The organism is Paenibacillus radicis (ex Xue et al. 2023) (assembly GCF_024722015.1).
Lineage (GTDB): Bacteria > Bacillota > Bacilli > Paenibacillales > NBRC-103111 > Paenibacillus_S.
Genome location: NZ_JANQBD010000026.1, coordinates 65,964 through 90,091, shown reverse-complemented (window position 1 = coordinate 90,091; position 24,128 = coordinate 65,964). Strand labels below are relative to the sequence as shown.

The window sequence follows — 24,128 nt, the reverse complement described above, 5'->3', positions numbered from 1 at the left end:
AATCATGGTTACTACTAACAAAAGCTATGAAGGGTTATATCATGAGGAGCAAGCGATTTGGCTTAAAGCTGGCCCCTACGAGGCAGCTGTTCTGCCTGCCGTCGGCGCTAATCTCATTGCATTTCGCGATACATTGAACGAGTATCGATTTTTACATGAGCCTTCTGCAGAAGAAATGGAAGACTTCAAGAAAAGACCTTATGCACATGGAATTCCCGTATTATTCCCACCCAACCGTTATGAGGATGGTAAGTTCCCGTGGGACGGCAAGTCCTACCAATTCCCTGTAAATGAAGCGGCTACCGGCAACCATCTCCATGGATTCGTACATAATATCCCTTGGGAGGTTGAGCATTATGGAGCAGATGAAACAGAAAGCCGCGTAACCTTGTCATTAAAGGTTCGCGAGGGCCATTCCGTCTACACCTATATCCCCCATTCCTTCACCATTAAGCTTAAGTATACTTTAAGCGCATCGGGACTGCTGCAGCATGTCATTGTGCAAAACGACGGAGTGGATACAATGCCTTGCCTGTTAGCTTTTCACACGGCCATTAACGCACCTTTTGCTCCTAACAGCATCGCGTCTGATTATGAATTTAAATTAACGACAGGACAGCGCTGGGAGCTTAACGATAGAATGCTGCCGACAGGCAAATTTCAGCCTCTCACAGCAAACGAGGAGAAAATGAAAGCAGGCGGCCTTTCGCCGTTTTTCGAGCCGATGGACAATCATTATACAGCAGTGCCGCAAAACGGACGCAACCGTATGGAATTGACCGACACCCGCAACCAAATAACACTGGTGTATGACGCTGGTACTGCTTACAAGCAGTGGATGATTTGGAACAACAATGCATCGGAAGGATTCTTTTGCCCGGAGCCGCAGGTCAATCTCGTTAATGCACCAAGCGTGCCGCTCCCTGCAGGGGAGATCGGCTTAATCGGTCTCGAATCAGGAGAAATTTGGGAGGCATCGAGCCGGCTTTATTGCATCAAGAAATAAGTGCCCGCTCTGCCTTACCCATGCTCGCCGGCCTCACTATGTAAAATACAAAGACTCCTACGTTACTGCCGGATGGCAATAGCATAGGAGTCTTTGGCATTTACCTCTATACGTACGGGTTATTCTCACGTTCGTAGCCAATGGTCGTCTTTCCCCCGTGACCGGGGTAAACAATGGTCTCATCCGGCAGCTTGAACAACGTGCCGTGAATCGAGTCCATCAGCTCCTCATTTCTGCCTCCCGGCAGATCCGTACGTCCGACGGAGAGCCGGAACAGCACGTCGCCACCGAACAGATGCGGGCCGACCAGGAAGCTGACGCTGCCAGGAGAGTGGCCCGGCGTATGGAACACCTTGATCTCAAGACCCAGCAGCTTGAGCACCTGTCCCTGATCCAAAGCATACTCCGCCGGATCAGTAACGATAGGGCCACCAAGCTCCGGCCACTTCGTTGAGCCGTTGCGATTGGGGTTGGTCAGCCAATCCGCTTCCGCGTCATGCAGATAAACCGGACAGCTCTTCAGCTTACGGATTTCACCAACGCCTCCGATGTGGTCGAAGTGAGCATGTGTCAGCAGAATCGCCTCAATCTCCATGCCGTCAATTCGCTTCAGCAGCGGTTTCGGGTTCATACCCGGATCAATGATGATTCCTTTGTTCTCATCGGGTCTCGACAGCAAATAGGCATTGGTCTGCAAGGGTCCTAATGAGAATGATTCTATCTTAATTCCTTCCAAGCTCATGCTTCATCCGCCTTTTAGAAAGAGGACAACAGGTCGCGAAGCTCTTTCACGATGACGGTTTGGTAGCCAGTACCTTCTCCGTATTGGCGTCCCATCTCCTGGCGCGCCACCTGAATCTTCTCATTATAGTCCGGAGCCTGACGGTCCGGGTTTTCCTTCTTGAACTGATTCATTACCGCCTGAACATTCGCTGGACGAGGTCCCCAATGTCCCAGAACATGACCGCTGAAATCAGTAAAAATAACAATTGGAATTGCTTCTCCGCCACCCGTCAGGAATTGAGCCATAACGTCCGGATGCTCTTCCTTAATCAAAACTTCAACCGGGATGCCGGAATTCTCAAGCGCACGAAATACTGCAGGCACATTGCGTACTACATCTCCGCACCAGTCGGCCATCAGAATCAAGCAGCGCAAATCATCACGGTTGTTCAAAGAATCAAAAAATTCCTTGTCATCCTCGTTTTCCCATGCAAAAGCGTCATACCATTCCACGAATTTCTCCTGGTTCTTGGTCATACCGTCAATAAACTGCTGCGGCTTTAAGCCAGTGCGAAGCTTAGCGGACAAGTTTGTACTCATTGAATAATGGCCTCCTTATAATTGGGTATATCTTGTATTGTATAGAAAAAACAGACTCTAGGCAATGCAAGGAGTCTGTCCGACGAAAGCAAGCCCGTGAAAATTTATTTCCAACGCGCGCGGGTCCCGAGCGTGCGTTGTGGCGTTGCGTGGTGGTCGGTCGAACCCCACTCTAATTCCTGTGTTTATTGTGGGATTATTTGCCCGAAAGCCAACAGCCTTGGACTTTTACTTGTTTAGCGGGAAAACCTTAGACTGTTTAGAAAGTCTGAGAAATTCCAGTTCATCCACTCGCTACCGAACTGCCCCGCATAACGGAAACGTTCCTCCCCCAGAGCGACGATTATTTCCTAAAATTGGTATTAGATGTAAACTTAAGCTGCATCAGTATCCTGTTGCATCAGTGTATCCTGTGCGGGAACCGGTTCAGCTTTGGTTTCACCTTATACACCAGTGGAATGGATGGACTTGAAGCTAATCTCTATCTCCTCTTCAGTCGCCGTGCTGGAGTAAGACACTACCTGCTTCATCGTTCTGCGAATTTGTTCCAGTGTGCCTGCCACAGTATTGCCATCTACGGAAACAAAACAAAAAGTCCCAGCCTCATACTTGACTTCCCGCACAGTGAAACGGATTGGAATAGGAATGTAGGTCCAAGAAGATACACAGCTTTCACTACCCGGGTAGCCCTCTCTGCACTCATATATCTCCGCTCTTTGCTTGTCTCTGCTACTCTCCTCATCAGGTTGGCTTTTTCCATCCGGGTATAGAACAGGACGATCCTCAACCACAACAATCAAGGCAGAGTAATCAGGAGCAACCGCAAACGGTTCATTCAAAGTATTCAGCAGTTTCTTGGCCTTCCTGTCTCCTTGATAAGCAGACTCCAGCACCCTCCGCATATATAGGTCATTATAAGGGTTCAAGATTCGCTTCATTTGTGTGCTCCCTGCCCCCACATTACTTACGCTTTGCGTTTATTACGCTGAAGCAGCTTGATCACTACATAAAGTACAATGATAACTATAGCTCCAATGACAAAGTACTTCATTAGAGGAGCTGCCACTTCATCGATTTGCTCCCAGTTCGAACCAAGCTTTTCCCCCATATACACAAATAAAATGGCCCAAGGAATCGTTCCGAGCGTAGTGTAGAAAAGGAATTGAAGCATAGGCATTTTGGCCATACCTGCAGGAATGGAGATAGCTTGTCTCACTACAGGAACGAATCTCGCCGCGAACACCATGATAGGTCCGTATTTGTTAAACCAGCCTTCGGCTATATCCAGGAACTTCTTTTTCACTCCCAAATATTTCCCGTATTTTTCCACGAAAGGTCTTCCGCCATACCTACCGATCCAGTACAAAATAATTTGCTGCAGGATACAACCAACAGTTCCGAAAATAATCGCTCCAATAAAAGTAATATTGCCTTGTGAAACCAGATAACCACCGTAGGACAGCACCAGCTCACTTGGAATTACTTCCAGCATGAGACCAAGTAGAATCCCCCAAACACCTAAGCCCTCAATAAATAAAAGTGCGCTGCGAACCAAATCATGTAACATATTTAGCTACTATCTTCCTCTCTTTTCGGGGACAAAGACCCTGCTCTTTAACCAATCTTATTCTATCATATATTCATTCATTCCAACCAGCGTACAAGCATTAAGAGACAAGCCGGAGCATACATTAGTACAAACAGGTAAAGGTGGGGATGGCGGGTGACCAAGGTAGTGATAATCAGCAAAAAGCAAATTCGCAACTGGGCTATTATTACATTCATGGCAGTGGGCGCGATTGGGGCCGCATGGTATTGGGGTCACAGCGGAGGAGGAAGCAACTACAGTGAAACTTCCAAGCCTACCAGCAAAGTGAATGAGGCAAAAGTGAATGAGACAACTAAAGCGGTGAGCGGCAATATGAACGGGACTGTCAAGCAAGCTGGTTTATCCGTAAATGAAAGTGGACAAGGCCGGACCATAAATATTGTTACAGGTGAATTCAAAACAACAGGAGCAGACGGTAAACCTATTGAAGCTTATCGCTGGGATCCCGGCACCATTCACGTCAAGCAAGGCGAGCTTATCAACCTCAGTATCTTTGGTGTGAACGGTACGAACCACCCTTTTATCATCGATGGTCTGAGCATTAAAGGCGAGGTAAAGAAAGGGAAAGAAACTGTAGTTTCCTTCAAAGCTGACAAGCCAGGCACGTATCGCATCATTTGTCTGACCCACCCGGATATTGCACATAACGGTCCCATGGTAGGCTATATTGTTGTAGATGCTTAATACATACGAGCCATGTTTAAAGTCAAGTCATAAGCTCCCTGCTTGCTTCCAAAATCCATTAAACCCCGTCGCTATCAACTGCGCCCGGGGTTATTCTTTTGCAGGCGAAGACAGTTTCATCGGGCGCCTCTCCCGCATACCATAAAGGTATGGAAGGAGTCGAACTATACCATGAATCCTACGGGCAATAGTATGAAGCATAAGCAGGAATTACCTACCGCACGCAAAATCAGGCGTTCCTGCAGTCGTGAGCTGTACCGAGCTCGCAAAAAAATCAATAAATGGATCTCCCCGGAGTTAGTCGAGAAAGCCGATGAGCTTTATTTCAAGAAGGTTGCGCTTAATTTGCTCTGGATTGTGGAAAATGGCAGCAACCGCAAGCTGCTAGCAGACTGGTGGGATGAGAACGTGTGCCCCGAGATCGCAGAATTGTGGTCTGTAGACCCGCTGCTGCTCGCCAAAGCATTCCGTGATTCATTCGGGGGATAACAAAGGGTTGGCTCCAAAAATAGCTTCAGCTACTAGGGGCAACCGCTTTACTCTGCAAAAGAGAACTTTATAAAAGGCATTGTTTTCTCTACCTGCGAGAACAGATGTCCAACAGTTAATTGCTTTAAGTCAATTAAGTCAATTCGGAAATGCAATTGCCAGAGAAACGAAACACTGGTAAACTGCAATATTCGTTTGGTCTGGTCAGTGGTACAACGCTTATTGAACAGTTCGAGGATACTTTCACTTATTCCGGTCCTCCCTTGCAGAAGCAGGCTACGAGGCAAGGCTGCTTTCATCCAGAAGAGACTAGGATTTTTGGGCGGCTGCCATATGAAAGAAGGGCAATAGATGGAAATCCTCCCGCTAATCTAGCCTGGATATCGTTTGAAATCAATCTAACTGGAAAAACTCCTGCTAATAGAGGTGATAGGGATGATATCAGCCAAATTACGTAGAATTAGCATGAGAAATTCCAGCTATAGGGCTTGGAACGCTATTTTTGGAGAAATTAACATGACATTTTCCTGATAATTGTGGTGAAGTTCGCCAGCCTGCCATGCAAAGCCGTAATCCACCCGGAACCCGCGCCGCGCTTAGCACGCTTTGGAAACTACCTCATCTCTGCATCGCTGAGAATACCTAAAATATCCCCACAAAGTGGGGTCTTGCTTCGAAGTTGATTCAGATACTTTGCGGGGAGCCCCAGAACATATAAAGTCTATATATGTAAGAAAGGGTTGTCTCCAAAGGGTGAACCCTAGTGAGTGAATCCCATAAATGTGGAAAAGATCCTTCAAACCCAAATTGGAATTGAGGGATCTTTTACAACCCTATATTCAGGATAAAGTGGTGAAGGAGCATTCAGTATTAAGTGCTGAAGGAGCGTTCTGGATAAAGTGGCGGAACGGCTGCCCCAAAACAACTATTGGACAGCCCCACCTGACTTCAACTTAAGGTATCTCCAGCAGTCAACGAATAAATATTTCTATACCCGTTCATCTCAAGCTGAACACATACGGCATCGGTGATCTGTTTGTTTGCATGAACCAGTAAGGTTTGTTCGCTGTTAATAGCGTCCAGCATCGCCCTTACGTCAGCTACGCCCTGATGCACCTTAAAGCGGAGAAAATGAACAGGTACAACGGCGCGCTTGCCTTCGCATAAGCCGGCATCCGTCTCCTGCATCTTGGACTGCGCTGCTTGCAAAAGCTGCTTTGCGAAGCTGCCCTTAGCCAAGTGGCCGGTCAGAATGACACTGCCCCTTCCCTGCTGACTAAGATGCTCGTAATACCATTGGCTTTTCGCCGATTGCATCATGCCGTCATTTGTGAACACCAGAGAGCTTGAAGTAGTTGCGGCAGCTTGTTCCCTCTGCTCTTTGGTTTCCACGACCACAACCTTCGGATCCTTCAAGAATTGCGCAATGCGCCCGACCGCCTCCTCTTGAAGCCAGTCTGGCTCCTGCAGCAGCTGTTCGAAAGCTTGCGCAATTTCCTTTTCCACTATAAGCCGAGTGTCCGGGAATGCAACGCTAGCCCATAACAGCAGCTCCTGTCCCCTCCCATAAACGGGCACAGGCAGCAGCACCATTCCCCCTTCCGCGAGAGCGGCCTGTATGAGAAGCTGGAGCTTATCCAGCTTCTCTGCCTGCGCTTCCGCGTCCGTACCATAAGCTGCATCAATGATGGACAGTTGAATTCCACCCTGTACATCAGTATCCGACTGGCGATCACGATCAGCGCCGTCCGGCAAGCCCTGATGCAACGGAGGCAGCTCCGGCCAATCAACCGCCAGAAGGCTCGACTCCGTCGTAAAATCGCCGGAGAAGAAAACAACGCTGCCCTCGATATCCAGCAGCAGCCAAATCGATCCGGCCAAATGCCCGCTTCTCCCCCAGCAGACACGGAGCGCGGGAGTAATCACCAGCCATTCGCAGGCTGATGCAGCTTCATCGATATAAGCATAATCTATCGCTTCTATATGCTCATCCTCATAGGGCAGCTTCGCCTGCTGTGAAGCGACATACTGCTTCCACGCGGTAAAATACGCAGGAAGCTGCCGCGAGGTTGCTCGCGTCGTCCATACCTTCCCTTGATAACCCATTTGGTACAGCATGGGGATCGCCATCGAATGATCTTCATGCGCATGAGAGAGAAATACCGCATCAAGCTTGCTAATAAGCAGCGGATCGATTAAAGGATATTCCCCCTCCCCTTCTTTCTTTACTCCGCAATCCAATAATACGCGGGTTCCCTGATGTTCAATCAAATAGCAGGAGCGGCCATGCTCTCCAGCTCCGCCCCATACAGTTGCCTGCATTATCACACTCCACCTTTATTCCTGTTGTCCATGCTACAGCTTGCTCTTCGCGCTCAGCTTATTGATCCCGAGCAGCATCAGCGTCGTCAAGCCAACCGATATAACCGCCATTGCCATACCAAGCGAAACTTTGCCCTGTTCAAATTGAGAGAAGATATACGTTGCCGATGTCTCCATCGAAGGAGGTAAAATCATCAAGGAAGCAACCAGCTCTCGTACCGATATAGTAAAAGTCATCATCCAACCGGCCAGCATTCCCGGGATGATCAGCGGCAGTAAAATTTTGCGGAAAATGTAGGTCGCACTGCCTCCGAATACTCTGCCTGCCTGAAACAGCGACTCGTCCAGCTGAGCAAAATTCGATTTCACATACTGTACCGTGTAGGGCAAGAAAAATACAACATAAGTCAAAACAACCATACCGTAAGTATTGTAAAGTGGAATAGGCATCCACGGCGAATTCCATAAAAGAATTAACCCTACCACGATAACAATTCCCGGAACCGTATTCGGCAGCAAGCTGAATAAATCGGTTATACGCTGAGGCCAAGTCTTCGAACGACTGATCATCAAGGCAAAATAGGTTCCTAACAGAACCGAAATCGTTGCCGCCACCAGGGAAAGACTCAAGCTGTTCATTAGCGCCTGCATGCTCTTGGAGCCCCAGGTTAATAAATCCACATAGTACTGCAGAGTCAAGTTATTCCATGCAAGCCCTACACCGCGAAGCTTCAATAAAGATGCCGCAATAATAGAGAAATAGGGAACCCCGACGGAAAACAGCAGCAAACCAGCCACATATATCCATACAAGCACTAGCTGCCATACTTGCAACCGATACAGCTTCCCTCGCGAGCCCTTGCCACTGATCAGCGAATAGGTGTAGCGTTGGCTAACCAATGTTTGCACATACCAAATCATCAGACAGGCCGTTAATAAAATGGAGGCCATCGAAGTCGCTTTACCGAAATCTATCGGCCAGCTTGAGATGTATTTATGAATCTCCGAGGTCAGCACATAATAACCGATTTTGCGGCCAAAGGTCGCCGGCGTACCGAACTCGGCAATCGTTTTGACGAAGACAAGCAGCGCTCCCATCGCATAGCTGGACAGAAGAAGCGGCATAACAACCCGGCGGAAGCTGTACAGAAAGCCTCCCCCATGCACGCTGGCCGCTTCCTCTTTGCTGCCTGCAATTTGAACCAGAGCATTGCGTAATATCAAATATAGAAAAGGAAACAAATGAAGACTCATAATAGCAACCATACCGAACATACTGAAAAACATCGGCGTCACAATACTTGAGGAAGGGATTAGCTGCTCTATATACCCATTCTTTTGCATAAACAAAATCCAACCCATCGACCCAATGTAGGGCGGCGTCATAAAAGGGATCATGAACACGACATCCAGCCATGTATGCCTTGCCCAGTTCGTTCTGGAGAAAATCCATGCCAAAGGCAATGCCAGAAGGGTCGTCCCCAGCACAACGCAAATACCGAGCCAGATCGAATTCCAGAACACCTGACTCAGCTCATTTTCCATAATAACCCGGAGCGGAGCAAGCAGATCTAGCTGCTCCCCCGAGTAAACGCTGGTCATAAAGATGAAAAAAAGAGGGACGACCACCAGCATTGCCAGAATCAACAAGGCAAGGGCTATCCCGAGTTTTTGATAAGAAATCCTGTTTATATTGTGCATGGAAGCCACTACTTAAAGAGCTGCGTAAATTTTTTGGTTACTGCATCGCCGTTCGTATCCATCCAAGTCCAATCGATCTTCATTTGAGGAATTTGATCCACACCTGGACGATCTTTGGCTTTCACGTCTTTGCGGCCTGGCAGCAGGTAAGTTTCGGCTACCAGCTTTTGCGCTTCGTCCGATAGCAGATAATCGATATAAGCTTTGGCATTATCCACGTTTTTGCTTGTCTTGATAATAGCTGCAGGACGCGGGCTAATTACAGTTCCGCTCGCAGGATACAGCATATCAACCGGCTCACCCTTAGCTTTTGCCTGATAGGTCAAATAATCGACACCTGCTGCTATAATGCTTTTGGAGCCGGTAATAACGGGATCAAGAGCTTCTTGATTGGCTCCTGCCATCGCAACGCCGTTCTTCTTGTACTGCTCCAGCAACTGCCAGCCGGAATCACCCTTCATGCTCAAATAGCCGGTAACAAAATCAAGAGCAGATCCGGACAATGCAGGGTCGGGAATATTAACCTTGCCCTTCCACTCCTCTTTGGTCAGATCATCCCATTCCTTAGGAGGGGTTTTAACCAGCTTGGTGTTATAGCCAATTCCTAATGCAGAAGCGCTGTAACCATAGAAATGGCCTTCCTTGTCGGACCATTCCGGAATCAATTTATCCGCGTTCTTCGCATCTTTGTATTCTAATGTCATTCCGCTTTTCTTCAGGCCCTGGGTAGATGGCAACGAAGCAAGTACGACTACGTCTACAGCCGGATTCGCTTTCTCAGCTTCCATACGTGACAGAATTTTCCCAGTTGTTCCCTGGAACATTTCAATCTTCACACCGGTTTTTGTTTCATACCCTTTTTGAATAGCCTCTGCAAGCTCTTTAGGTCCTGCACTGTATACGACCAGCTTGCCGCTAAGCTTCTTCTCTTCTTTCTTCTCCTCAACCTTCGTTTCTTTTGCAGGCTGTACGGGTTGTTCGGCTTTAGGCGCCGATGCATTCGTATTGGCCGGCTTTTCTGTTGTACCGCAGCCTGCGACTCCGAACCCTACCATTGCCGTTAACATCAGTAATGCTCCGTTTTTGAACCCCTTGCTCATTTTCATGTGAAAAATCCTCCTCATTTTTATTGAATCTGATGTATGTGTTCCTGGGATATATAGACCTTTATTTGCTCCCCTACCGTCATTCGAATCTGATGGTAAGCTGTCCACATTCCCATATCGCCCATATCGAGCTGCATTTCATAGCGGTCACCCAGATAGCTGACGCTGTGAATGGTCCCACTGTAAGCTTCCTTTAGCCCATCTGTATGCCAGTGAATATGCTCCGGACGCAGCATCCGCTTGTCCTTCTCCAGCCAATTGGATTTACCGATAAATTTCGCTACAAAAGGATGCTCCGGTTTATTGTAAATATGCTCCGGCTTGCCGCTTTGCAGAATTTTACCGCTTTGCATAACAACAATTTCATCCGACATAGACATCGCTTCAATCTGATCATGTGTGACATACAGCGCAGTCAGCCCTATTTCCCTTACCAGATTGATCAGCTCCAGCCTCATCTCATCCCGCAGCATTGCATCAAGTGCACTGAGCGGTTCATCGAACAGCACAAGCTGCGGCCTCGTAATTACGGCTCGGGCAAATGCGACACGCTGCTGCTGCCCACCCGATAATTGATGAGGATACCGCTCCTCCAGCCCTTGCAGGCGTACCGTCCTAACAGCCTCCTGTACTTGTTCTTTAAGCTGTTTCGTTCGCCCGGAAGCGCGTAAACCAAAGGCGATATTCTCAAAAACCGTCATGTGGGGCCAAAGTGCGAAATCCTGAAACACCATTCCAAAATTTCTGCGGCTGGCCGGCTTGTCAATCCTTCTTGCACTGGAAAAAATACATTCTTCACCAATGAACATCTCACCGCTGTCCGGTGTTTCCAGTCCGGCAATCATCCGCAGCAATGTGGTCTTACCACAGCCCGATGGACCCAAAAGTGTGGTGAACTGTCCTTGCTTAATCCGCAAATCGGTCGGCTGCAATGCTTGCAGCTTATCAAACGTTTTTTGTACGCCTCGAATCACAACATCCATGCTATTACCTTCCCATCTGTGTAACTAACTTTAGTTTACTAGCTGAAATGCAGAGAAGTATTATCTTCACGTAAAGGTTTTGTTAAATAAATCAATGCTATCTATTCAATCGCATAGATTTTCTCTATACTAGTGGCATACAAACCTGGTAAAGGAAGTGCAGAATGAACCTGATGAAGCTGCGCATTGTCGAATTGCTGGAGCAGCATAAGAAGATTACAGCCGTAGCCGATGCCCTGGGCTTAAAGCAGCCTACAGTCACCTTCCATATGAAAAGTCTGGAGCAGGAGCTTGGCGTTAAGCTGTTCGAAACCCGGTCAGGCAAAATATATTTAACCGAAGCCGGGCGGGCTCTGTACCACTACTCCATCAAAATCAATTCACTTGCGCATGAAGCCCAGCGGGTTGTTAAAGAATTCGACCAGCTTGGCAGAGGGACGCTAAAGATCGGGGCAAGCTATGTACCCGGAACCTATATCCTGCCACGGATTATAAGCAGCTTTACCAAGCTGTATCCAAGAATTAACCTGACCTTGGTCGTCAAGACTGCACCGGTTATTAAAGACCTGCTGTTAAACCACGACATCGATCTGGGTGTCGTATCCTGTGAGCCATTCGAGCTGCCGCCCTTATCAGCGGAAACTTTTTGTGAAGATGAAATGGTGCTAGTCTTCTCTCCTCTGCACAAATTGGCAAGCTGTGCGCAGCTTGCTCCTGAACAGCTGTTGAATATTCCGTTTATCCTGCATAGCCCTGAATCGAGCACTCGGCAAATGACAATGAAATGGGAGCAAAGTAACCGCATCGAGCTGAACGGCCAACTGGAGATGGATTCCTTGGAGGCAATCAAACAAGTGGTCATGCTGGGGGAAGGAATTTCTTTCGTCTCACGTTTAGCTGTGAACAAGGAGGTTGCGCGGGGAGAGCTGGAATGCCGTCCAATCCCGCAAAATGTGCATAAAAGATATGTTTATTCCACTTATAATCTGGACCGCAGCCCTTCTGCTTTAATGGACAGCTTTGTCGAGCATTTGCAAAAATCAATTCCCATTTAACGAAGTCTGATTCCCTTTTTGTGGAAAAATCATTTACAATAAGAACAAACCGTGTTGACATTCCTCTTACAATCGCTATTTATAGTCTAACTTGTAAGCCAATCAACTTTTTTAGGGAGATGAGATGGATGGTGAAAAGAACTAAATGGATTGGGGCATTGGCCGCCACGGTATGCACAGCTTTGCTCGCAGTATCCCTCAGCACGCCTGCACCGGTGAAGGCAGCCAGCAACATGGTACCCGATTACGAGGTCAAGCTGCTTATGCAGCCGAGCGCTGTGCTTGGTTCCGATAATAAGCTGACCAGCACGGTTCGCAGCGCTTTCGGAATGCCGGAAACAGTGACCAAGATGAATATCCAATTCATGGATACCGACAATCAGGACATCTACAGCAACGGCTGGATTCCGCGTATCCGTAAAACCGAGGGAGAGAGCAAGTTCGAGCTTACGTACAAGAAGCGGTACCCGATCTCCAACGGAAATATCGACGCAGCTCTTACTCTGGCTAATTTGGAAGGATTTGATTCCACTGACACCAACTATGAAGCCCAAGTGGAATGGGGATATCAGAACAAAGCTTTGAGCATCTCCACTACGAAAACCGCCAGCAAATCCGGTTACAGCGGTATGGATCTTCCGTCCGCCAGTGATTCCCGCAAACTGCTGAAGGATAACGTTCCCGGCAAGATGGACGATTGGTTATACAACAACTGGGGCACAGACATGCTTGATGATTCGCGCAAATTCGGCCCTATTTTGGCTAAGCGATATATCGGAACATGGAGCGGCATTAAAACCTACATTGAGATTTGGCCCATTAACAATGCAGCAGGTACCGGTACCGAATACATAGTAGAAATTTCGTTCAAAACGACAAGCAGCACAACCGCTTCGCAAAAGCATGACGAGCTTATCACTTATCTGCAAAACAATGGCTGGTTTCTAGCCCAGGATTCGTTAAAAACCCAGTTGATTATGGATCGTTACTAAGCTAGCTAGCCTTTATACAATTTCGTTTCATTATAAATAGGGACCGTCTCTCCGGCAGCACAAGCTACCTTGGGACAGTCCCTCTTCGTTATAGTCAATTCGATAATCTATTCGAATCTATTCCGCCTGTTACGATTGCACATGATAAACGTTTAATGCATAGCTCTGCTTGTCAATCGGCCACGGTCTCAATGCCGAGTCGCGCATACCATCTATATAAAGCGCTGTGATCCTCAGAGCCATAGCCCTCCCTGCTTAGAGCATTTAATTGCTCCGCCATAAGCTCTGTAAGCTGGAGTGACGCTCCCGTATCATACCCCATACGGAGGGCATTGTTCAAATCCTTGCGGTGCAAATCGATACGAAAGCCAGGCTGAAATGATTCACTAATCATGTTATCTTTCTTCGTATCCATAACTCTGCTGCCTGCCAAGCCCCCTTTTATGGCCTGATACGCTGTTTCCAGGTCAACCCCGGCCTTTCTCCCGAAAGCAAACGCCTCGGAAACAGCAGCCAGGTTTACGGCCACAATCATCTGATTCATGAGCTTGACCGTATTGCCCGCTCCGATCTCCCCAACCAAAGTGACCGACTTGCCCATAGTTTGCAAAAGCGGAAGCGCTTGTTGAAACACCGCAGCATCACCGCCTACCATAATCGACAGCTTGCCCTCAATGGCTCCAATCTCCCCTCCGCTCACCGGAGCATCCAGCATGGAACCGCCTTTTCTGGCGATGACCTCGGCTGTGGACCTCGCTGTGCCGGGATCGATTGAGCTCATATCTACAACGATTTTCCCTGCGCTGATTCCATCCGCAACACCATTAAAACCTGTTATTACCTCCTGCACTTGAGGTGAATCAGGAAGCATGGTTATCACCACATCGGACTGCTCCGCGACCTCTTTGGGACTCAGCAGCGAATGGGCTCCCAACGAAGCCAGTTCCTCTATAGAGGCTTGGCTTCGGTTATACACATTCAGGCTGTAACCCGCTTTAATGATATGCTTGGCCATCGGCTTGCCCATAATGCCAAGCCCGATAAATCCTACTTTCATGCCGAGCCTCCTTCTTGGGCTGTTAACCCAATGCCCCTTCTACTTGAATTACAAAAGCTGCAAAGTCCTTTAACTCGCTGCAAACGACTGTAACGTCATTACGTGCTGTTGAATAGGACACCTTATCGGAGTCAACCAAGCTGTTCACCTGTCTGCATTCCCCGATACCATGAAGGGTAACTTCCAGGTCATACACCGGTACCGGCTCAAAATAAGTGACTCCGTTAAATCCCGACAGGTTCAGCAGGTGCAGAATATACGTTTGCTCATCCAGCTTGTTGAAGAACACCTCCACATTTTGCGGAGCGTTCGTCGTCAGCTTATACTTTCCGTCTACGGCGTAGTCCAGCAAATCCAGCGCGATATGCTTATGGTCGGCATAGCCGTACCGATAGTACAGCTCGCCCGGTTGCCACGGGACATAGATGGCTCTGCAGGAGCCATCCTCGCGAATCACCGCGCCGAAGCAGTCCTCGGAAATGCGGTGCCCGGAGGCGCGTTCCGGCGGACCAAACGTTGACGGCACGACAAACGGCAGCTGCTTTCGAGCCTGCGGGCCGAATTCCAACTCGCGAAAGGGGCCCTTCAGAAACATCCAGTCCCGCTCCGAGAAGCTCTTGAACAGCGCTTTATCCGCTGTCTGCAAATAAGCTGCTTCCCGCTCGTACACCTGCAGGCTGCCCGGCCGCACATCGAATATGCGCTGCAGGAATGCTTCATTTGCTGCGCCTGTGGTGAAGGAGCGGCCCGTGCCGATCAGCTGTACGCCTTCGCGGTACAGCTCCTCCAGCACTTCCAGCTCGCTTGCTCCCAGCTCGGGAATGTCTGGAATGAGCACCGCCTGATACCGGCTCAAGTCCTGCTTCTTGTTCAGCAGATTGTTCTCGTGAATGACATCGAACAAGATATGCCGTTCCTTGAGCATCTTGAACAAGCCCTGATACTCCTTCATATTCGCCGGAGCCGGTCCCCCCGGTTTGATCAATGCCACGTCAGCTGCACTCTGGAAGCTTCCATAGTACGCCTCATGCTCCTTGTGATACTTAAATATATCCGCTACCGTCGGCAAATTCTCACGGTCCGGGTAATCCTCGAACACGCCGATAATGCAGAAGTCCAGTCCTGAGCCGCTCGCCAGGCTTTCCTTCAGGCGGATATTCATCTCATGCTTGGACACGGCGGTAAACCGGTGAATCAGGTCAATCGCATTGATGCAGCAGTTGCTGATCAGCTTATCGTCCCATGAATCTTCCAGCGATTTCACATTTTCGGAGGCTGAATACAGCCACACCGGATGCGGACGAACCGGGTCTGTGTTCGATTCTTTACGGACAATATCCACCTTGTGCTCGTTGTATGTGGAGATCGCAATATCTGTAGATCTGCTCTTCACGAAGTCATGGATTCGATCCAGCATCTCCTTCGTCGTCGCATCCTGGAACGCCTTATATTGGCGGTACACCGGATCGCTTAGGCTCTCGCTTTGCGGCAGCTCCAAGCCTCCCGACCATTCTCGAAACCGGTCTTTGCAGCTGTCACAAAAACAAATACCGTAATGATGACCGCTGTAATCGCGGGTCTGGTAGCCAAACATATTAAAGAAAATGCCGTCCACCGCATAATTGGAGATGACTTCGTCGATCAGCTGCAGCGAGTACTCACGCTGGTAGTAGCCATTGATGCACGTATGGACAATGCCGTGATAATTAACCTCCTTGCCCTCCTTCGTGCGGTAAAACCACTCGGGCCGCTTGGCGAAAATACTCTCATGAGCTTTGCTGAAGTCAAATCGGGCAATAAACCTCATTCCGGCCGCATGCGCCTTCTCGATGGCTTCCTTCAGCATGTCTTTCTGCTGGCCCGCCGCACGGTAATGATACTCAAGCTTGGTCGGATAGAAGGCAACAATTCCTCCGGCATTCATCATCAGTACGTTGGCGGAGAGCTCCTGGAGCTCTCCGATCAGTCTATCCACATCAAGATTCGCATCTGTTTCGCGAAGGTTATTTTGGATCAAGCGCAGATTATTCTTTTTCCACCAAGTCATGTAAGAGCTCCTTTTCATTTTAATGCGAGCAGATTATCTCTCAGAATGCTTCGAACGGCTCATCATGTCCCGGTATTATAATATCCGCAATTTGCTTGGCCAGATCTATGGACTGCTTAGCCAGCTCCTTGTCCTCGGAAATAACGTGAACCTCCCGATGCTCGTAATATTCTTTGACCAATACGGCATCGGCCGCCACCAAAATACGTTTTCCCCCACTATGAAACAACACTGAGGTATGCTCCAACGTATGCCCTGGAGTTTCTATGATTGTGATATCCTCGTAAATTTCACCGGCTACCGGTTGAAGCTGCTCCAATATATCACGGTCCGCATCGGAAATTTTATCCCGCCAATTGTCGATCTCCTTTCCATAGCCGAGCCATTTGGCGTTCGGAAACAACCGGATGGACCGGATATGGTCGGCATGCATATGCGTCACATAAATGAGGTCGATAGACTCAGGAGAAATTTGCTCTTCTCGCATTTTGTCCAGCAGCGGTTCATCGCGCCAGCCGGGGTCGACGATAATATTCATACCGTGACCCTGTATTAATGTTGTTGAACAAATAACCTCGCGCTTCTCATTCGGATAACGGTATTTGTTAGTCGATAATTGCCCATTGATTAATACTTTATAGCCATATTCTTTCATGCCAGCACAACCTTCCCTTAATAAAGGTAGTTCAAAAAGTTACTTGCCTCTTTCTTGAAAAGCCTTGTTCATCTCAGCAATAATCTTCTGGTAGTCTGCATCCTTCTTCAGCCCGCTAACAAACGTATCCCAAGCTTCAATCGGTTCTTTGCCCATGATGACTTTAACCTTCAGATCATCTATTTTCTTTTTATATTCCGTACCTACTCTTGTTTCCGTCTCCGAGATCAATCCAATGGATGGATCGGGGATGCTGATTTTGGATTTCTCATCCAGAATTTTTTTGTTGCGCTCGAATACTTCCTTCGTCATGCCGGTTGCAGTAGCAAATAAATACTTCTCATTACGTTCGAAAATTTTACCGAAGGAGCTTATGGATACACTGTCCGTATCAGCCTGCTTCGTGCTAACCTTAAAGCCGTCCACTTCGTTATAGTGCACACCTTTAATTCCGTAAATGCCCAGATAGAAGCCTTCTTCTGTAGCACCATAGTCCATCAATGCGAGAATTTTCTTCACCTTGGCTTCCGGTACCTTCTTCGGTATCAGGTAGGCACCGTTAAAGCCAGTTGATTGTGTCGTTACCCCATTCAATGCAACAAGTGCCAGGTAATCAGCCTTCGGATCGATCTTCATCGGATTTTCGATCTGCCGCCACAAGCCCGGCATCCCATCTGTTGTAAAGCCTGAACGGTTAGAGGTTGCCAACTCCTCGGTCTGGGTTGTTTTCATAACCATATAATCCTGAGGAATGAGTCCTTCCTTGTATACTTTATTCAGCCAGACGAGCATTTCCCGTGTCCCCGGCTCCAGCACCGTATCCACCAGCTTGTTATCAACAAGCTTCCACTTGCCGTTTGCTTTATTAAATACGTTCTCAAAGAACAAACCGGTATCCCGCATATTATAGCCATACGTATCCTTCTTGCCGTTGCCATCAGGGTCATTGTTGACGAAGGCTTTCATAACCTCATACATTTCATCCGTCGTGGTAGGAACCTTGAGCCCGAGCTTATCCAGCCAGTCCTTGCGCACGCCCATAACCGTACTGCCCTCAAGCGGACGAACAGATGGCAGCAAATAATTTTTGCCGTTTATTTTTGTGCTGTCCATGACGTTTTTCGGATATTCCATCAAATTCGGATAATCCTTTAGAAAAGGCGTCAAATCCCAGAATGCGCCCTGTCTAACCATCTGCTGCATCAACGGGTTGCGAATGTCGGACACTTTCATCAGATCGGGTATATCACCTGAGGCCAGTACCACATTCTGCTTCTCTGTCCAGTTGTTTGGCGATACCCAAATAATATTCAGCTTCGTATTCGTCCGTTTCTCGAACTCCTTCGTAACTGGATTATTGGCACCTGGAGGCTCTGTTGTATGAAATTCGGTAATGATGCTGATTTCGGTAGGAGGACCCTGTTTAGCGGCGTCCCCGCTTGAGGCTGGAGCATCTTTGCCTGCAGCTCCCGGCGCTGCTTGTTGAGCGCCGCCTGAGCATGCAGCCAGCATGGACACCATCATTCCTGATATAGCAGCATAAGTTCCAATACGAAGTACTTTTGATTTAGCTTTCAATTCGAAAACCTCCCTTTAATAATGAAAACCTTTGCTATACTTCCGTGTTCCAGCCTACACCGCTTACCCTTTTACCGATCCCAGCATCACCCCCTTGTCAAAATGCTTTTGCAGAAACGGATACACAACGATTATTGGCAAGGTCGCAATTACGACAGCTGCCATTTTCAACGTTTGTCCCGGAATCTGTTCTTCCGACCTCATCTCCATAGCTGCCGAGCCACCCATAGATGTAGAGGATTCGATCAGCATATTGCGAAGCACCAGCTGTAGAGGCCATTTGGTATTGTCATTGATATAGAGAATCGCGTTGAAAAATGTATTCCAATAAGACACAGCATAGAAAAGCCCGAAAGCCGCCAACGCCGGTAAAGATAACGGAAGAATGATACGGAAGAAAATACCGGCATCATTACAGCCGTCAATCATTCCCGCTTCCTCCAGCTCGACAGGGATGCTGTCAAAGAAGCTTTTCATCAAGATGACATACCAGCCGCTTGTAAGCACCGGTAAAATCAATGACCAGATACTATTGATCAAGCCTAAATCTCTCACTAATAAATAAGGCGGAATAATGCCGGGGCTAAATAAAATCGTAATCAGAATGAGCAATTGGAACAGCCTTCGCCCCTGCAACCGCTTTCTAGATAATCCGTAAGAAATCGCCGAGGTTACCATTAAGCTCAGAAACGTGCCTACTGTAGCTAGAAATATACTGACCAATGAGGCATCCTTAAAGGCCGAGGTAGACAGCAGGTATTGATAGGATTTCATGGTCCAGTGCTCGGGAAAAAGCACGAACCCTTGCTTCTGCAAATATTCCGACGGGCTTGTAAATGAAACGGCAAACACATAATACAGCGGAAACACCGTGACGATACATACCAGAATCAGGATTGAAATATTGAACCCATTAAATAAACGGTCTCCCTTGCTTTCTTTCATACAATCCGGTCTCCTTTTCAACAAATTGCCAGCGACTAATAGACTCCTTCTTCTCCGAACCGCTTAGCCAACCGATTGGCCCCAATGACCAGCACCAGACCAATAAATGATTTAAACAGGCCTACGGCAGTGCTGTAGCTTAGCTGACCACCCTGTATACCGACTCGATATACATAGGTTTCAAAAACATCCGACACCTCGGATACCGCCCCGTTCATCATCAGAAACACTTGCTCGAACCCGACATCCATAATTTGCCCGATCCGTAAAATTAACAATATAATAATGACGCTTCGAATAGCAGGAAGTGTAATATGCCAGGTCTGCCTTAGACGGTTGGCCCCGTCAATCTTAGCAGCTTCATACAATTGAGGATCAACGCCTGCAATCGCCGCAAGGAATATAATGGTGCCCCAGCCCGTTTCCTTCCAAATATTTTGCGCGGTCAGCATACCCCAGAACCAATTGGGATTAGACAGGAAGTCGACTCGGGAGAACCCTATAAATTCCAGCACCAAATTCACAATTCCTGAGGATTGTGAGAATAACAGGAATGTAATGCCCACTACCACCACCCAGGAAAGAAAATGAGGCAAGTACACAATCGATTGCACCACTCTTTTGAATACCCTATGCTTCACTTCGCTCAGCAGCAGTGACATGACAATAGGCACAGGGAAGAAGAACACCAGACTCAGCAAGCTGATCATCATCGTATTGCGGAACAGCAGCCAAAAATCAGGATTGGCAAAAAAACGTGTGAAATGATCAAAACCGACCCAAGGGCTCCCTAACATCCCCAAATACGGAGAATAATCCTGAAAAGAAATAATGACACCCCACATGGGAACGTATTTGAAAATAAGAAAAAATAACAGTCCGGGCAGCATAAGGAGATACAACACTTTATCCCTTGCCAAGCCTTTCCATACGGTATCCATTCGGCTCTTCTTCGCTTTACTACCGCTGTTTAATTTCAAGTCCGACTGCGTTAACATGAATCGCTACCTCCTTATCCTTATCAAATTCATCAAATTCGTAATGCCCTCAGCGTCTTGCTCCTCCCCTTAAGCTCCTCTTGTTCAGCGATGCCCTAACTGTACGCAGTCAGCTCATTTCAGGCAATGACAACATTTTTCCTCAGGCTGGACGCAGGTTTCCGGCGATAACACTTTTTTGACATGCCAAAAAAACCGCTCTAATCCCATTAAAGAATTAGAAACGGCTATAGTTTTCAGCATAGTCCCTGCGCATGTTTCTCACGATATTGTCCGGGTGTCATTCCTTCGCTCTTTTTAAAAATACGGATCAGATAAGAAGGCTGGTAGCTGAGTATGCCTGCAATATCGTTGATCTTCATATCGGTTTTGAACAGCAGCTCCTTGCACTTTTCAATCCGCAGCTGAACGATATAATCAATAAAGTTGATGCCTGTTATTTGCTTGAATGCTTTGCTGAGCTTCGATGAGCTCATTTGCAGCTGTTCGGCATACAGTTCCAGGGAAACATCGGACAAAAATTCATTTTGGATTCGCTTGAGCAGCTCCTCTATGGTTCCTCGCAAATCAGCGTCATAAGCCATAGACAATGTTTTAATAAAAGGTTGGATAAGCTTGTATTGGAACCAGTGGACCATCTCATCAGGCTCATAAATCTTTACAAGCTGTTCATACACATGCATGCCGTCATATAACGTGTACAAATCCACATCATACCTGATGATCGTATCATGGATGGCTCCCAGCAGCTTCATCATCCCTTGATGAACCATCCACTCCGTGCTGTCGTTGCTTTGCAAAGCAAGCATAAACGCTCTAATGAGACGGACTGCTTCATCTTCAAGTCCCATTCCTATAGCGGTTACAATTTCCCGTTCCAGCTCGAACGGATACCTCGTACGGCCTGAATGCTCCAATATGAAATGGCTCATATCGAGCATTTGGTTCGACGTCTTAAGATCTCTAAAGTGCAGCGCTTTTCGGGTCTGCTCCAACACATCCGGTGCTTCCATTACTGACTCGGTTATTTTACTAATTACAAGGGTCGCCTTCATCCGCAGCACATTGTTCAGAGCCGTTATGAAATCTTGCGCGAGCTTGCTGAGCTCCTGTTTGATCTCATCATGTGATTTGTGGTTGTTCAATACAAGGAACACCCCTACAGACAAGTCCTGAAAGTTCATAACATGAGCCATAGGTATTCTCTCCAAGCTGAGCTCCAGCATAATATTAGAGGCGGCGAACGTAATAAGTTGAACATCCCGCTCGGAATATTTGCTGCCCAATTCAGCGAAGCCATGCAGATTTGCCACTAGAAAAGCAAATTTTTTATGCTCCGCTTCCCATTCTAACTGCTTCATTTTCCCTAAGATTTCCGATTGTGTATGGGTGTATAGATTGCCCTGTAAAAATTGCAGTAAAAAGCTTTCTCTGAGCGCTGGTATCGACTGATTGATCTGTGCAGACAAAGCCTGCTGCTCCTGCAGGCGGCGTTTCCATTCGTTCTCAATATAAATAATTTCATTTTTTTCTTCGGGCTTGTTATGCTTCCCTATTTCCAGCATACTTTTTAATCGTTGAATGGGTGCATATAGTTTATTGGAAGCAAACCATGACAGCATAAGTCCTATTAGCAAACCAAGACTGCTTATACTAATAATCATTCTGGACATCGAAGAAACCGGAGCGATGATTTGGGATAAAGGAGTCGCTGAAATAACCGTCCATTTACCGCCAAGCTTTGAGATTTTACCGTAGGATACGAAGTAGATCTCCTCATCCCACATAAATTTGAATGAATTTTCTCCCAGCTGCTCCTGCATAATACGGCTTCGAAGTGCTTCTTCAAGCAGCTCCTCCCTTGGATTCGAATCATCGCTGTGAAGTGATGTCAAATATTCGCCCTGATCATTAATTAAAAAGGAAACGGCATGCTCCGAGGATAATTTTTGAACCATTCCATCCAATTTGTCTTGATTCAAATAAATCAGAAAGGCGCCGAAGGAATTATGCATCTGCCCCCCGGGGAGCCTGATGACGACCGTTTTGTATGATGATCCCGGTCTATGGATCTGTTTTAACGAATAGTCCCAATAAATCAGTTGCTCCTTATCCAGTAAGGATCGGAACAGCCTGCGGTCCTCCTCCGTCTGAATAGGACGAATGCCGGATTCATCCCCAACGATCTTATCCCCATCACGTAAAAATAAACCAACGCTTTGAACAAGGGAGTTTGACTCCGATAATAAAGTAAGCGATTTCATTAAATCCTTTGTTTTTTGGAATTCATCGGTAAAATCCATGCGGTTCAAGGACTCGTCAAACGTCGGATCAAACGCAATCCTTACTGCGAATTTCTCCAGGCTGGATAAATATTCATCCATTTGCTGGATCGATTGCTTAAGCTGCACTTGATGAGCTCTATCGACTTCAGCCCCAATTCGCTCAGTCCCTACATAGTATAAAATTACACCTATAAAAACCATAGGAAGGCAGGTTATCAAGAGAACGAGCCCTAGATTTTTCCAGAAAACAACACCTCTTCTGCCGTCATTCAACATGTTTATTTGCATGGGAGTCACTTCCTTTAGCCATTAAGAATACATGGGCGCAGCCTGCGCTTACGACCTGACGGTTCTTGCTCTTCTCTTTATGGTAGTGCTTTTCCCTTGAAATATCCATCGACAGAATTTATATTTTTGCACGATTCTACGCTTTTAAATAAAAACTTACGCAAGACCTGTACGTTTCAGCTGCCACTACTCCGACCACACCGTTTTTTCTGTTGTTTTATTAACAAAGTAGGTAGGAGAATAGCCGGTTACTTTTTTAAAGACTCTGTTGAAATAGGCCTGATCGCTAAAACCTGTTTGGTCTGCAATTTCCCGAATGGGAATGAGCTTGGAAAGCATAAGATCCTTGGCTATAGATATTCTAACGTTATGAAGATACTCTATCGGAGTAAAGCCGGTTGCTTCCTTAAACACATAGGAAATATAATTAGGCGACCTTCCAGTATAATCGGCAAGCTCCTGTAGTTTTAACAGGCTTTTATAGTGGCTGTGAATATATGCCTTCAGATCCTCCACCAGCTTTACTTTTTTGGTAGAGATGTTCTGATGATCTAGCTCATGATTGACAATCCCAAGCATCTCCAATAAAATGCCACAGCAAATGACAGACGAGTAGGGTCCCTTTGTTAGCCAATGATGATTGAGCAAGGAAAACCTTTGCTTAAAGTAAGCTATATTTTGCAGCTTCAGCTTGCAAGGCTGCTTACTAGCCAGAAGCGGAAGCAGCTCTTCATCGCCAAGGCTGCTGAAATGGGTCGCATACCTTTGGTGCTGTTCGTTCGAAGTACCGCCGCGTACAGACCCTGCCGGAATGAATAAGACGTCTCCCGCTTGCAGAGATAGATCCTCGCCATCTACCCAATAAGTCAAGGAACCATTGGAAATAATCATCAGCAGGTTATAGGGCGTTACCGCTCGTTTCATACTCCAACTGCTATCCAGATCTCTTACATAGCAAGAATGCAATTTGATCAACGTCCCCAATATCCCAGTTATTGATTATAT

21 protein-coding genes are annotated in these 24,128 nt (G+C 47.2%); 5 read left to right on the top strand and 16 right to left on the bottom strand.

Features of this window, described 5'->3' with window-relative positions:
* Positions 1-4 precede the first annotated feature (4 nt).
* Positions 5-1,006, top strand: coding sequence for an aldose 1-epimerase (locus NV381_RS29305; RefSeq protein ID WP_258216850.1), 1,002 nt, complete (start codon positions 5-7; stop codon positions 1,004-1,006).
* Positions 1,007-1,112: 106 nt separating this feature from the next.
* Here the strand turns inward: NV381_RS29305 and NV381_RS29300 are convergent, their stop codons facing one another.
* The 4 genes from NV381_RS29300 to NV381_RS29285 form a co-directional block, all read right to left on the bottom strand.
* Positions 1,113-1,748 carry an MBL fold metallo-hydrolase gene (locus NV381_RS29300; protein ID WP_258216849.1) on the bottom strand — a complete coding sequence of 212 codons (636 nt, stop codon included), beginning with the start codon at positions 1,746-1,748 and terminating at the stop codon, positions 1,113-1,115.
* A 14-nt stretch (positions 1,749-1,762) separates the two neighbouring features.
* Positions 1,763-2,329 carry a thioredoxin family protein gene (locus NV381_RS29295; RefSeq protein WP_258216848.1) on the bottom strand — a complete coding sequence of 189 codons (567 nt, stop codon included), beginning with the start codon at positions 2,327-2,329 and terminating at the stop codon, positions 1,763-1,765.
* A gap of 443 nt (positions 2,330-2,772) precedes the next feature.
* Positions 2,773-3,267 (bottom strand): hypothetical protein, encoded by a 495-nt coding sequence (locus tag NV381_RS29290; RefSeq protein WP_258216847.1) that lies wholly within the window; start codon positions 3,265-3,267, stop codon positions 2,773-2,775.
* A gap of 26 nt (positions 3,268-3,293) precedes the next feature.
* Positions 3,294-3,896 carry a DedA family protein gene (locus NV381_RS29285; protein ID WP_258216846.1) on the bottom strand — a complete coding sequence of 201 codons (603 nt, stop codon included), beginning with the start codon at positions 3,894-3,896 and terminating at the stop codon, positions 3,294-3,296.
* A gap of 156 nt (positions 3,897-4,052) precedes the next feature.
* On the opposite strand from NV381_RS29285, the gene NV381_RS29280 reads away from it, so the two are divergent.
* Together NV381_RS29280 and NV381_RS29275 are read left to right on the top strand one after the other, a co-directional pair.
* A complete protein-coding gene (locus NV381_RS29280; protein ID WP_308862361.1) occupies positions 4,053-4,622 on the top strand; it encodes a cupredoxin domain-containing protein in 570 nt (189 codons plus the stop codon).
* Positions 4,623-4,793: 171 nt separating this feature from the next.
* A complete protein-coding gene (locus NV381_RS29275; protein WP_258216845.1) occupies positions 4,794-5,111 on the top strand; it encodes a dehydrogenase in 318 nt (105 codons plus the stop codon).
* 948 nt (positions 5,112-6,059) lie between these two features.
* On the opposite strand, the gene NV381_RS29270 is transcribed toward NV381_RS29275, so the two are convergent.
* Genes NV381_RS29270 through NV381_RS29255 form a run of 4 tightly spaced genes read right to left on the bottom strand, consistent with a single transcriptional unit; the run spans position 6,060 to position 11,223 of the window.
* Positions 6,060-7,433 (bottom strand): MBL fold metallo-hydrolase, encoded by a 1,374-nt coding sequence (locus NV381_RS29270; RefSeq protein WP_258216844.1) that lies wholly within the window; start codon positions 7,431-7,433, stop codon positions 6,060-6,062.
* A 33-nt stretch (positions 7,434-7,466) separates the two neighbouring features.
* Positions 7,467-9,134: an ABC transporter permease gene (locus NV381_RS29265; RefSeq protein WP_258216843.1), complete on the bottom strand. Its 1,668-nt coding sequence runs from the start codon at positions 9,132-9,134 to the stop codon at positions 7,467-7,469.
* A gap of 8 nt (positions 9,135-9,142) precedes the next feature.
* Entirely contained in the window at positions 9,143-10,240 is a 1,098-nt protein-coding gene (locus NV381_RS29260) for an ABC transporter substrate-binding protein (RefSeq protein WP_258216842.1), read from the bottom strand.
* 20 nt (positions 10,241-10,260) lie between these two features.
* Positions 10,261-11,223, bottom strand: coding sequence for an ABC transporter ATP-binding protein (locus NV381_RS29255; protein ID WP_258216841.1), 963 nt, complete (start codon positions 11,221-11,223; stop codon positions 10,261-10,263).
* Between the two features lie 164 nt (positions 11,224-11,387).
* Between NV381_RS29255 and NV381_RS29250 the strand changes: the two genes are divergently transcribed.
* Positions 11,388-12,278 carry a LysR family transcriptional regulator gene (locus tag NV381_RS29250; protein ID WP_258216840.1) on the top strand — a complete coding sequence of 297 codons (891 nt, stop codon included), beginning with the start codon at positions 11,388-11,390 and terminating at the stop codon, positions 12,276-12,278.
* A 128-nt stretch (positions 12,279-12,406) separates the two neighbouring features.
* Positions 12,407-13,270: a hypothetical protein gene (locus tag NV381_RS29245; RefSeq protein WP_258216839.1), complete on the top strand. Its 864-nt coding sequence runs from the start codon at positions 12,407-12,409 to the stop codon at positions 13,268-13,270.
* Positions 13,271-13,442: 172 nt separating this feature from the next.
* Here NV381_RS29245 and NV381_RS29240 read toward each other — a convergent pair whose 3' ends face one another.
* The 8 genes from NV381_RS29240 to NV381_RS29205 form a co-directional block, all read right to left on the bottom strand.
* The gene (locus NV381_RS29240; protein ID WP_258216838.1) at positions 13,443-14,327 is read right to left on the bottom strand and encodes a 2-hydroxy-3-oxopropionate reductase; all 885 of its coding nucleotides are present in this window, start codon (positions 14,325-14,327) and stop codon (positions 13,443-13,445) included.
* Between the two features lie 22 nt (positions 14,328-14,349).
* Positions 14,350-16,374 carry an alpha-amylase family protein gene (locus tag NV381_RS29235; protein WP_258216837.1) on the bottom strand — a complete coding sequence of 675 codons (2,025 nt, stop codon included), beginning with the start codon at positions 16,372-16,374 and terminating at the stop codon, positions 14,350-14,352.
* Between the two features lie 40 nt (positions 16,375-16,414).
* Positions 16,415-17,029, bottom strand: a complete 615-nt coding sequence (locus NV381_RS29230) for an MBL fold metallo-hydrolase (RefSeq protein ID WP_258216836.1) — start codon at positions 17,027-17,029, stop codon at positions 16,415-16,417.
* A gap of 39 nt (positions 17,030-17,068) precedes the next feature.
* Positions 17,069-18,607: an extracellular solute-binding protein gene (locus NV381_RS29225; RefSeq protein ID WP_258216835.1), complete on the bottom strand. Its 1,539-nt coding sequence runs from the start codon at positions 18,605-18,607 to the stop codon at positions 17,069-17,071.
* 63 nt (positions 18,608-18,670) lie between these two features.
* The gene (locus NV381_RS29220) at positions 18,671-19,552 is read right to left on the bottom strand and encodes a carbohydrate ABC transporter permease (protein ID WP_258216834.1); all 882 of its coding nucleotides are present in this window, start codon (positions 19,550-19,552) and stop codon (positions 18,671-18,673) included.
* A 35-nt stretch (positions 19,553-19,587) separates the two neighbouring features.
* Entirely contained in the window at positions 19,588-20,493 is a 906-nt protein-coding gene (locus NV381_RS29215) for an ABC transporter permease (protein ID WP_419182313.1), read from the bottom strand.
* Positions 20,494-20,786: 293 nt separating this feature from the next.
* A complete protein-coding gene (locus NV381_RS29210; protein WP_258216832.1) occupies positions 20,787-23,123 on the bottom strand; it encodes an AraC family transcriptional regulator in 2,337 nt (778 codons plus the stop codon).
* 186 nt (positions 23,124-23,309) lie between these two features.
* On the bottom strand, positions 23,310-24,089 hold the full coding sequence (locus NV381_RS29205; protein WP_258216878.1) for an AraC family transcriptional regulator: 780 nt from the start codon (positions 24,087-24,089) through the stop codon (positions 23,310-23,312).
* Positions 24,090-24,128: the final 39 nt, after the last annotated feature.

Coding starts and splice junctions, on each gene's coding strand:
- NV381_RS29305 (WP_258216850.1), top strand. CDS start 5: ATGGTTACTACTAACAAAAGCTATGAAGGGTTATATCATGAGGAGCAA.
- NV381_RS29300 (WP_258216849.1), bottom strand. CDS start 1,748: ATGAGCTTGGAAGGAATTAAGATAGAATCATTCTCATTAGGACCCTTG.
- NV381_RS29295 (WP_258216848.1), bottom strand. CDS start 2,329: ATGAGTACAAACTTGTCCGCTAAGCTTCGCACTGGCTTAAAGCCGCAG.
- NV381_RS29290 (WP_258216847.1), bottom strand. CDS start 3,267: ATGAAGCGAATCTTGAACCCTTATAATGACCTATATATGCGGAGGGTG.
- NV381_RS29285 (WP_258216846.1), bottom strand. CDS start 3,896: ATGTTACATGATTTGGTTCGCAGCGCACTTTTATTTATTGAGGGCTTA.
- NV381_RS29275 (WP_258216845.1), top strand. CDS start 4,794: ATGAATCCTACGGGCAATAGTATGAAGCATAAGCAGGAATTACCTACC.
- NV381_RS29270 (WP_258216844.1), bottom strand. CDS start 7,433: ATGCAGGCAACTGTATGGGGCGGAGCTGGAGAGCATGGCCGCTCCTGC.
- NV381_RS29265 (WP_258216843.1), bottom strand. CDS start 9,134: ATGCACAATATAAACAGGATTTCTTATCAAAAACTCGGGATAGCCCTT.
- NV381_RS29260 (WP_258216842.1), bottom strand. CDS start 10,240: ATGAAAATGAGCAAGGGGTTCAAAAACGGAGCATTACTGATGTTAACG.
- NV381_RS29255 (WP_258216841.1), bottom strand. CDS start 11,223: ATGGATGTTGTGATTCGAGGCGTACAAAAAACGTTTGATAAGCTGCAA.
- NV381_RS29250 (WP_258216840.1), top strand. CDS start 11,388: ATGAACCTGATGAAGCTGCGCATTGTCGAATTGCTGGAGCAGCATAAG.
- NV381_RS29245 (WP_258216839.1), top strand. CDS start 12,407: ATGGTGAAAAGAACTAAATGGATTGGGGCATTGGCCGCCACGGTATGC.
- NV381_RS29240 (WP_258216838.1), bottom strand. CDS start 14,327: ATGAAAGTAGGATTTATCGGGCTTGGCATTATGGGCAAGCCGATGGCC.
- NV381_RS29235 (WP_258216837.1), bottom strand. CDS start 16,374: ATGACTTGGTGGAAAAAGAATAATCTGCGCTTGATCCAAAATAACCTT.
- NV381_RS29230 (WP_258216836.1), bottom strand. CDS start 17,029: ATGAAAGAATATGGCTATAAAGTATTAATCAATGGGCAATTATCGACT.
- NV381_RS29220 (WP_258216834.1), bottom strand. CDS start 19,552: ATGAAAGAAAGCAAGGGAGACCGTTTATTTAATGGGTTCAATATTTCA.
- NV381_RS29215 (WP_419182313.1), bottom strand. CDS start 20,493: ATGGATACCGTATGGAAAGGCTTGGCAAGGGATAAAGTGTTGTATCTC.
- NV381_RS29210 (WP_258216832.1), bottom strand. CDS start 23,123: ATGCAAATAAACATGTTGAATGACGGCAGAAGAGGTGTTGTTTTCTGG.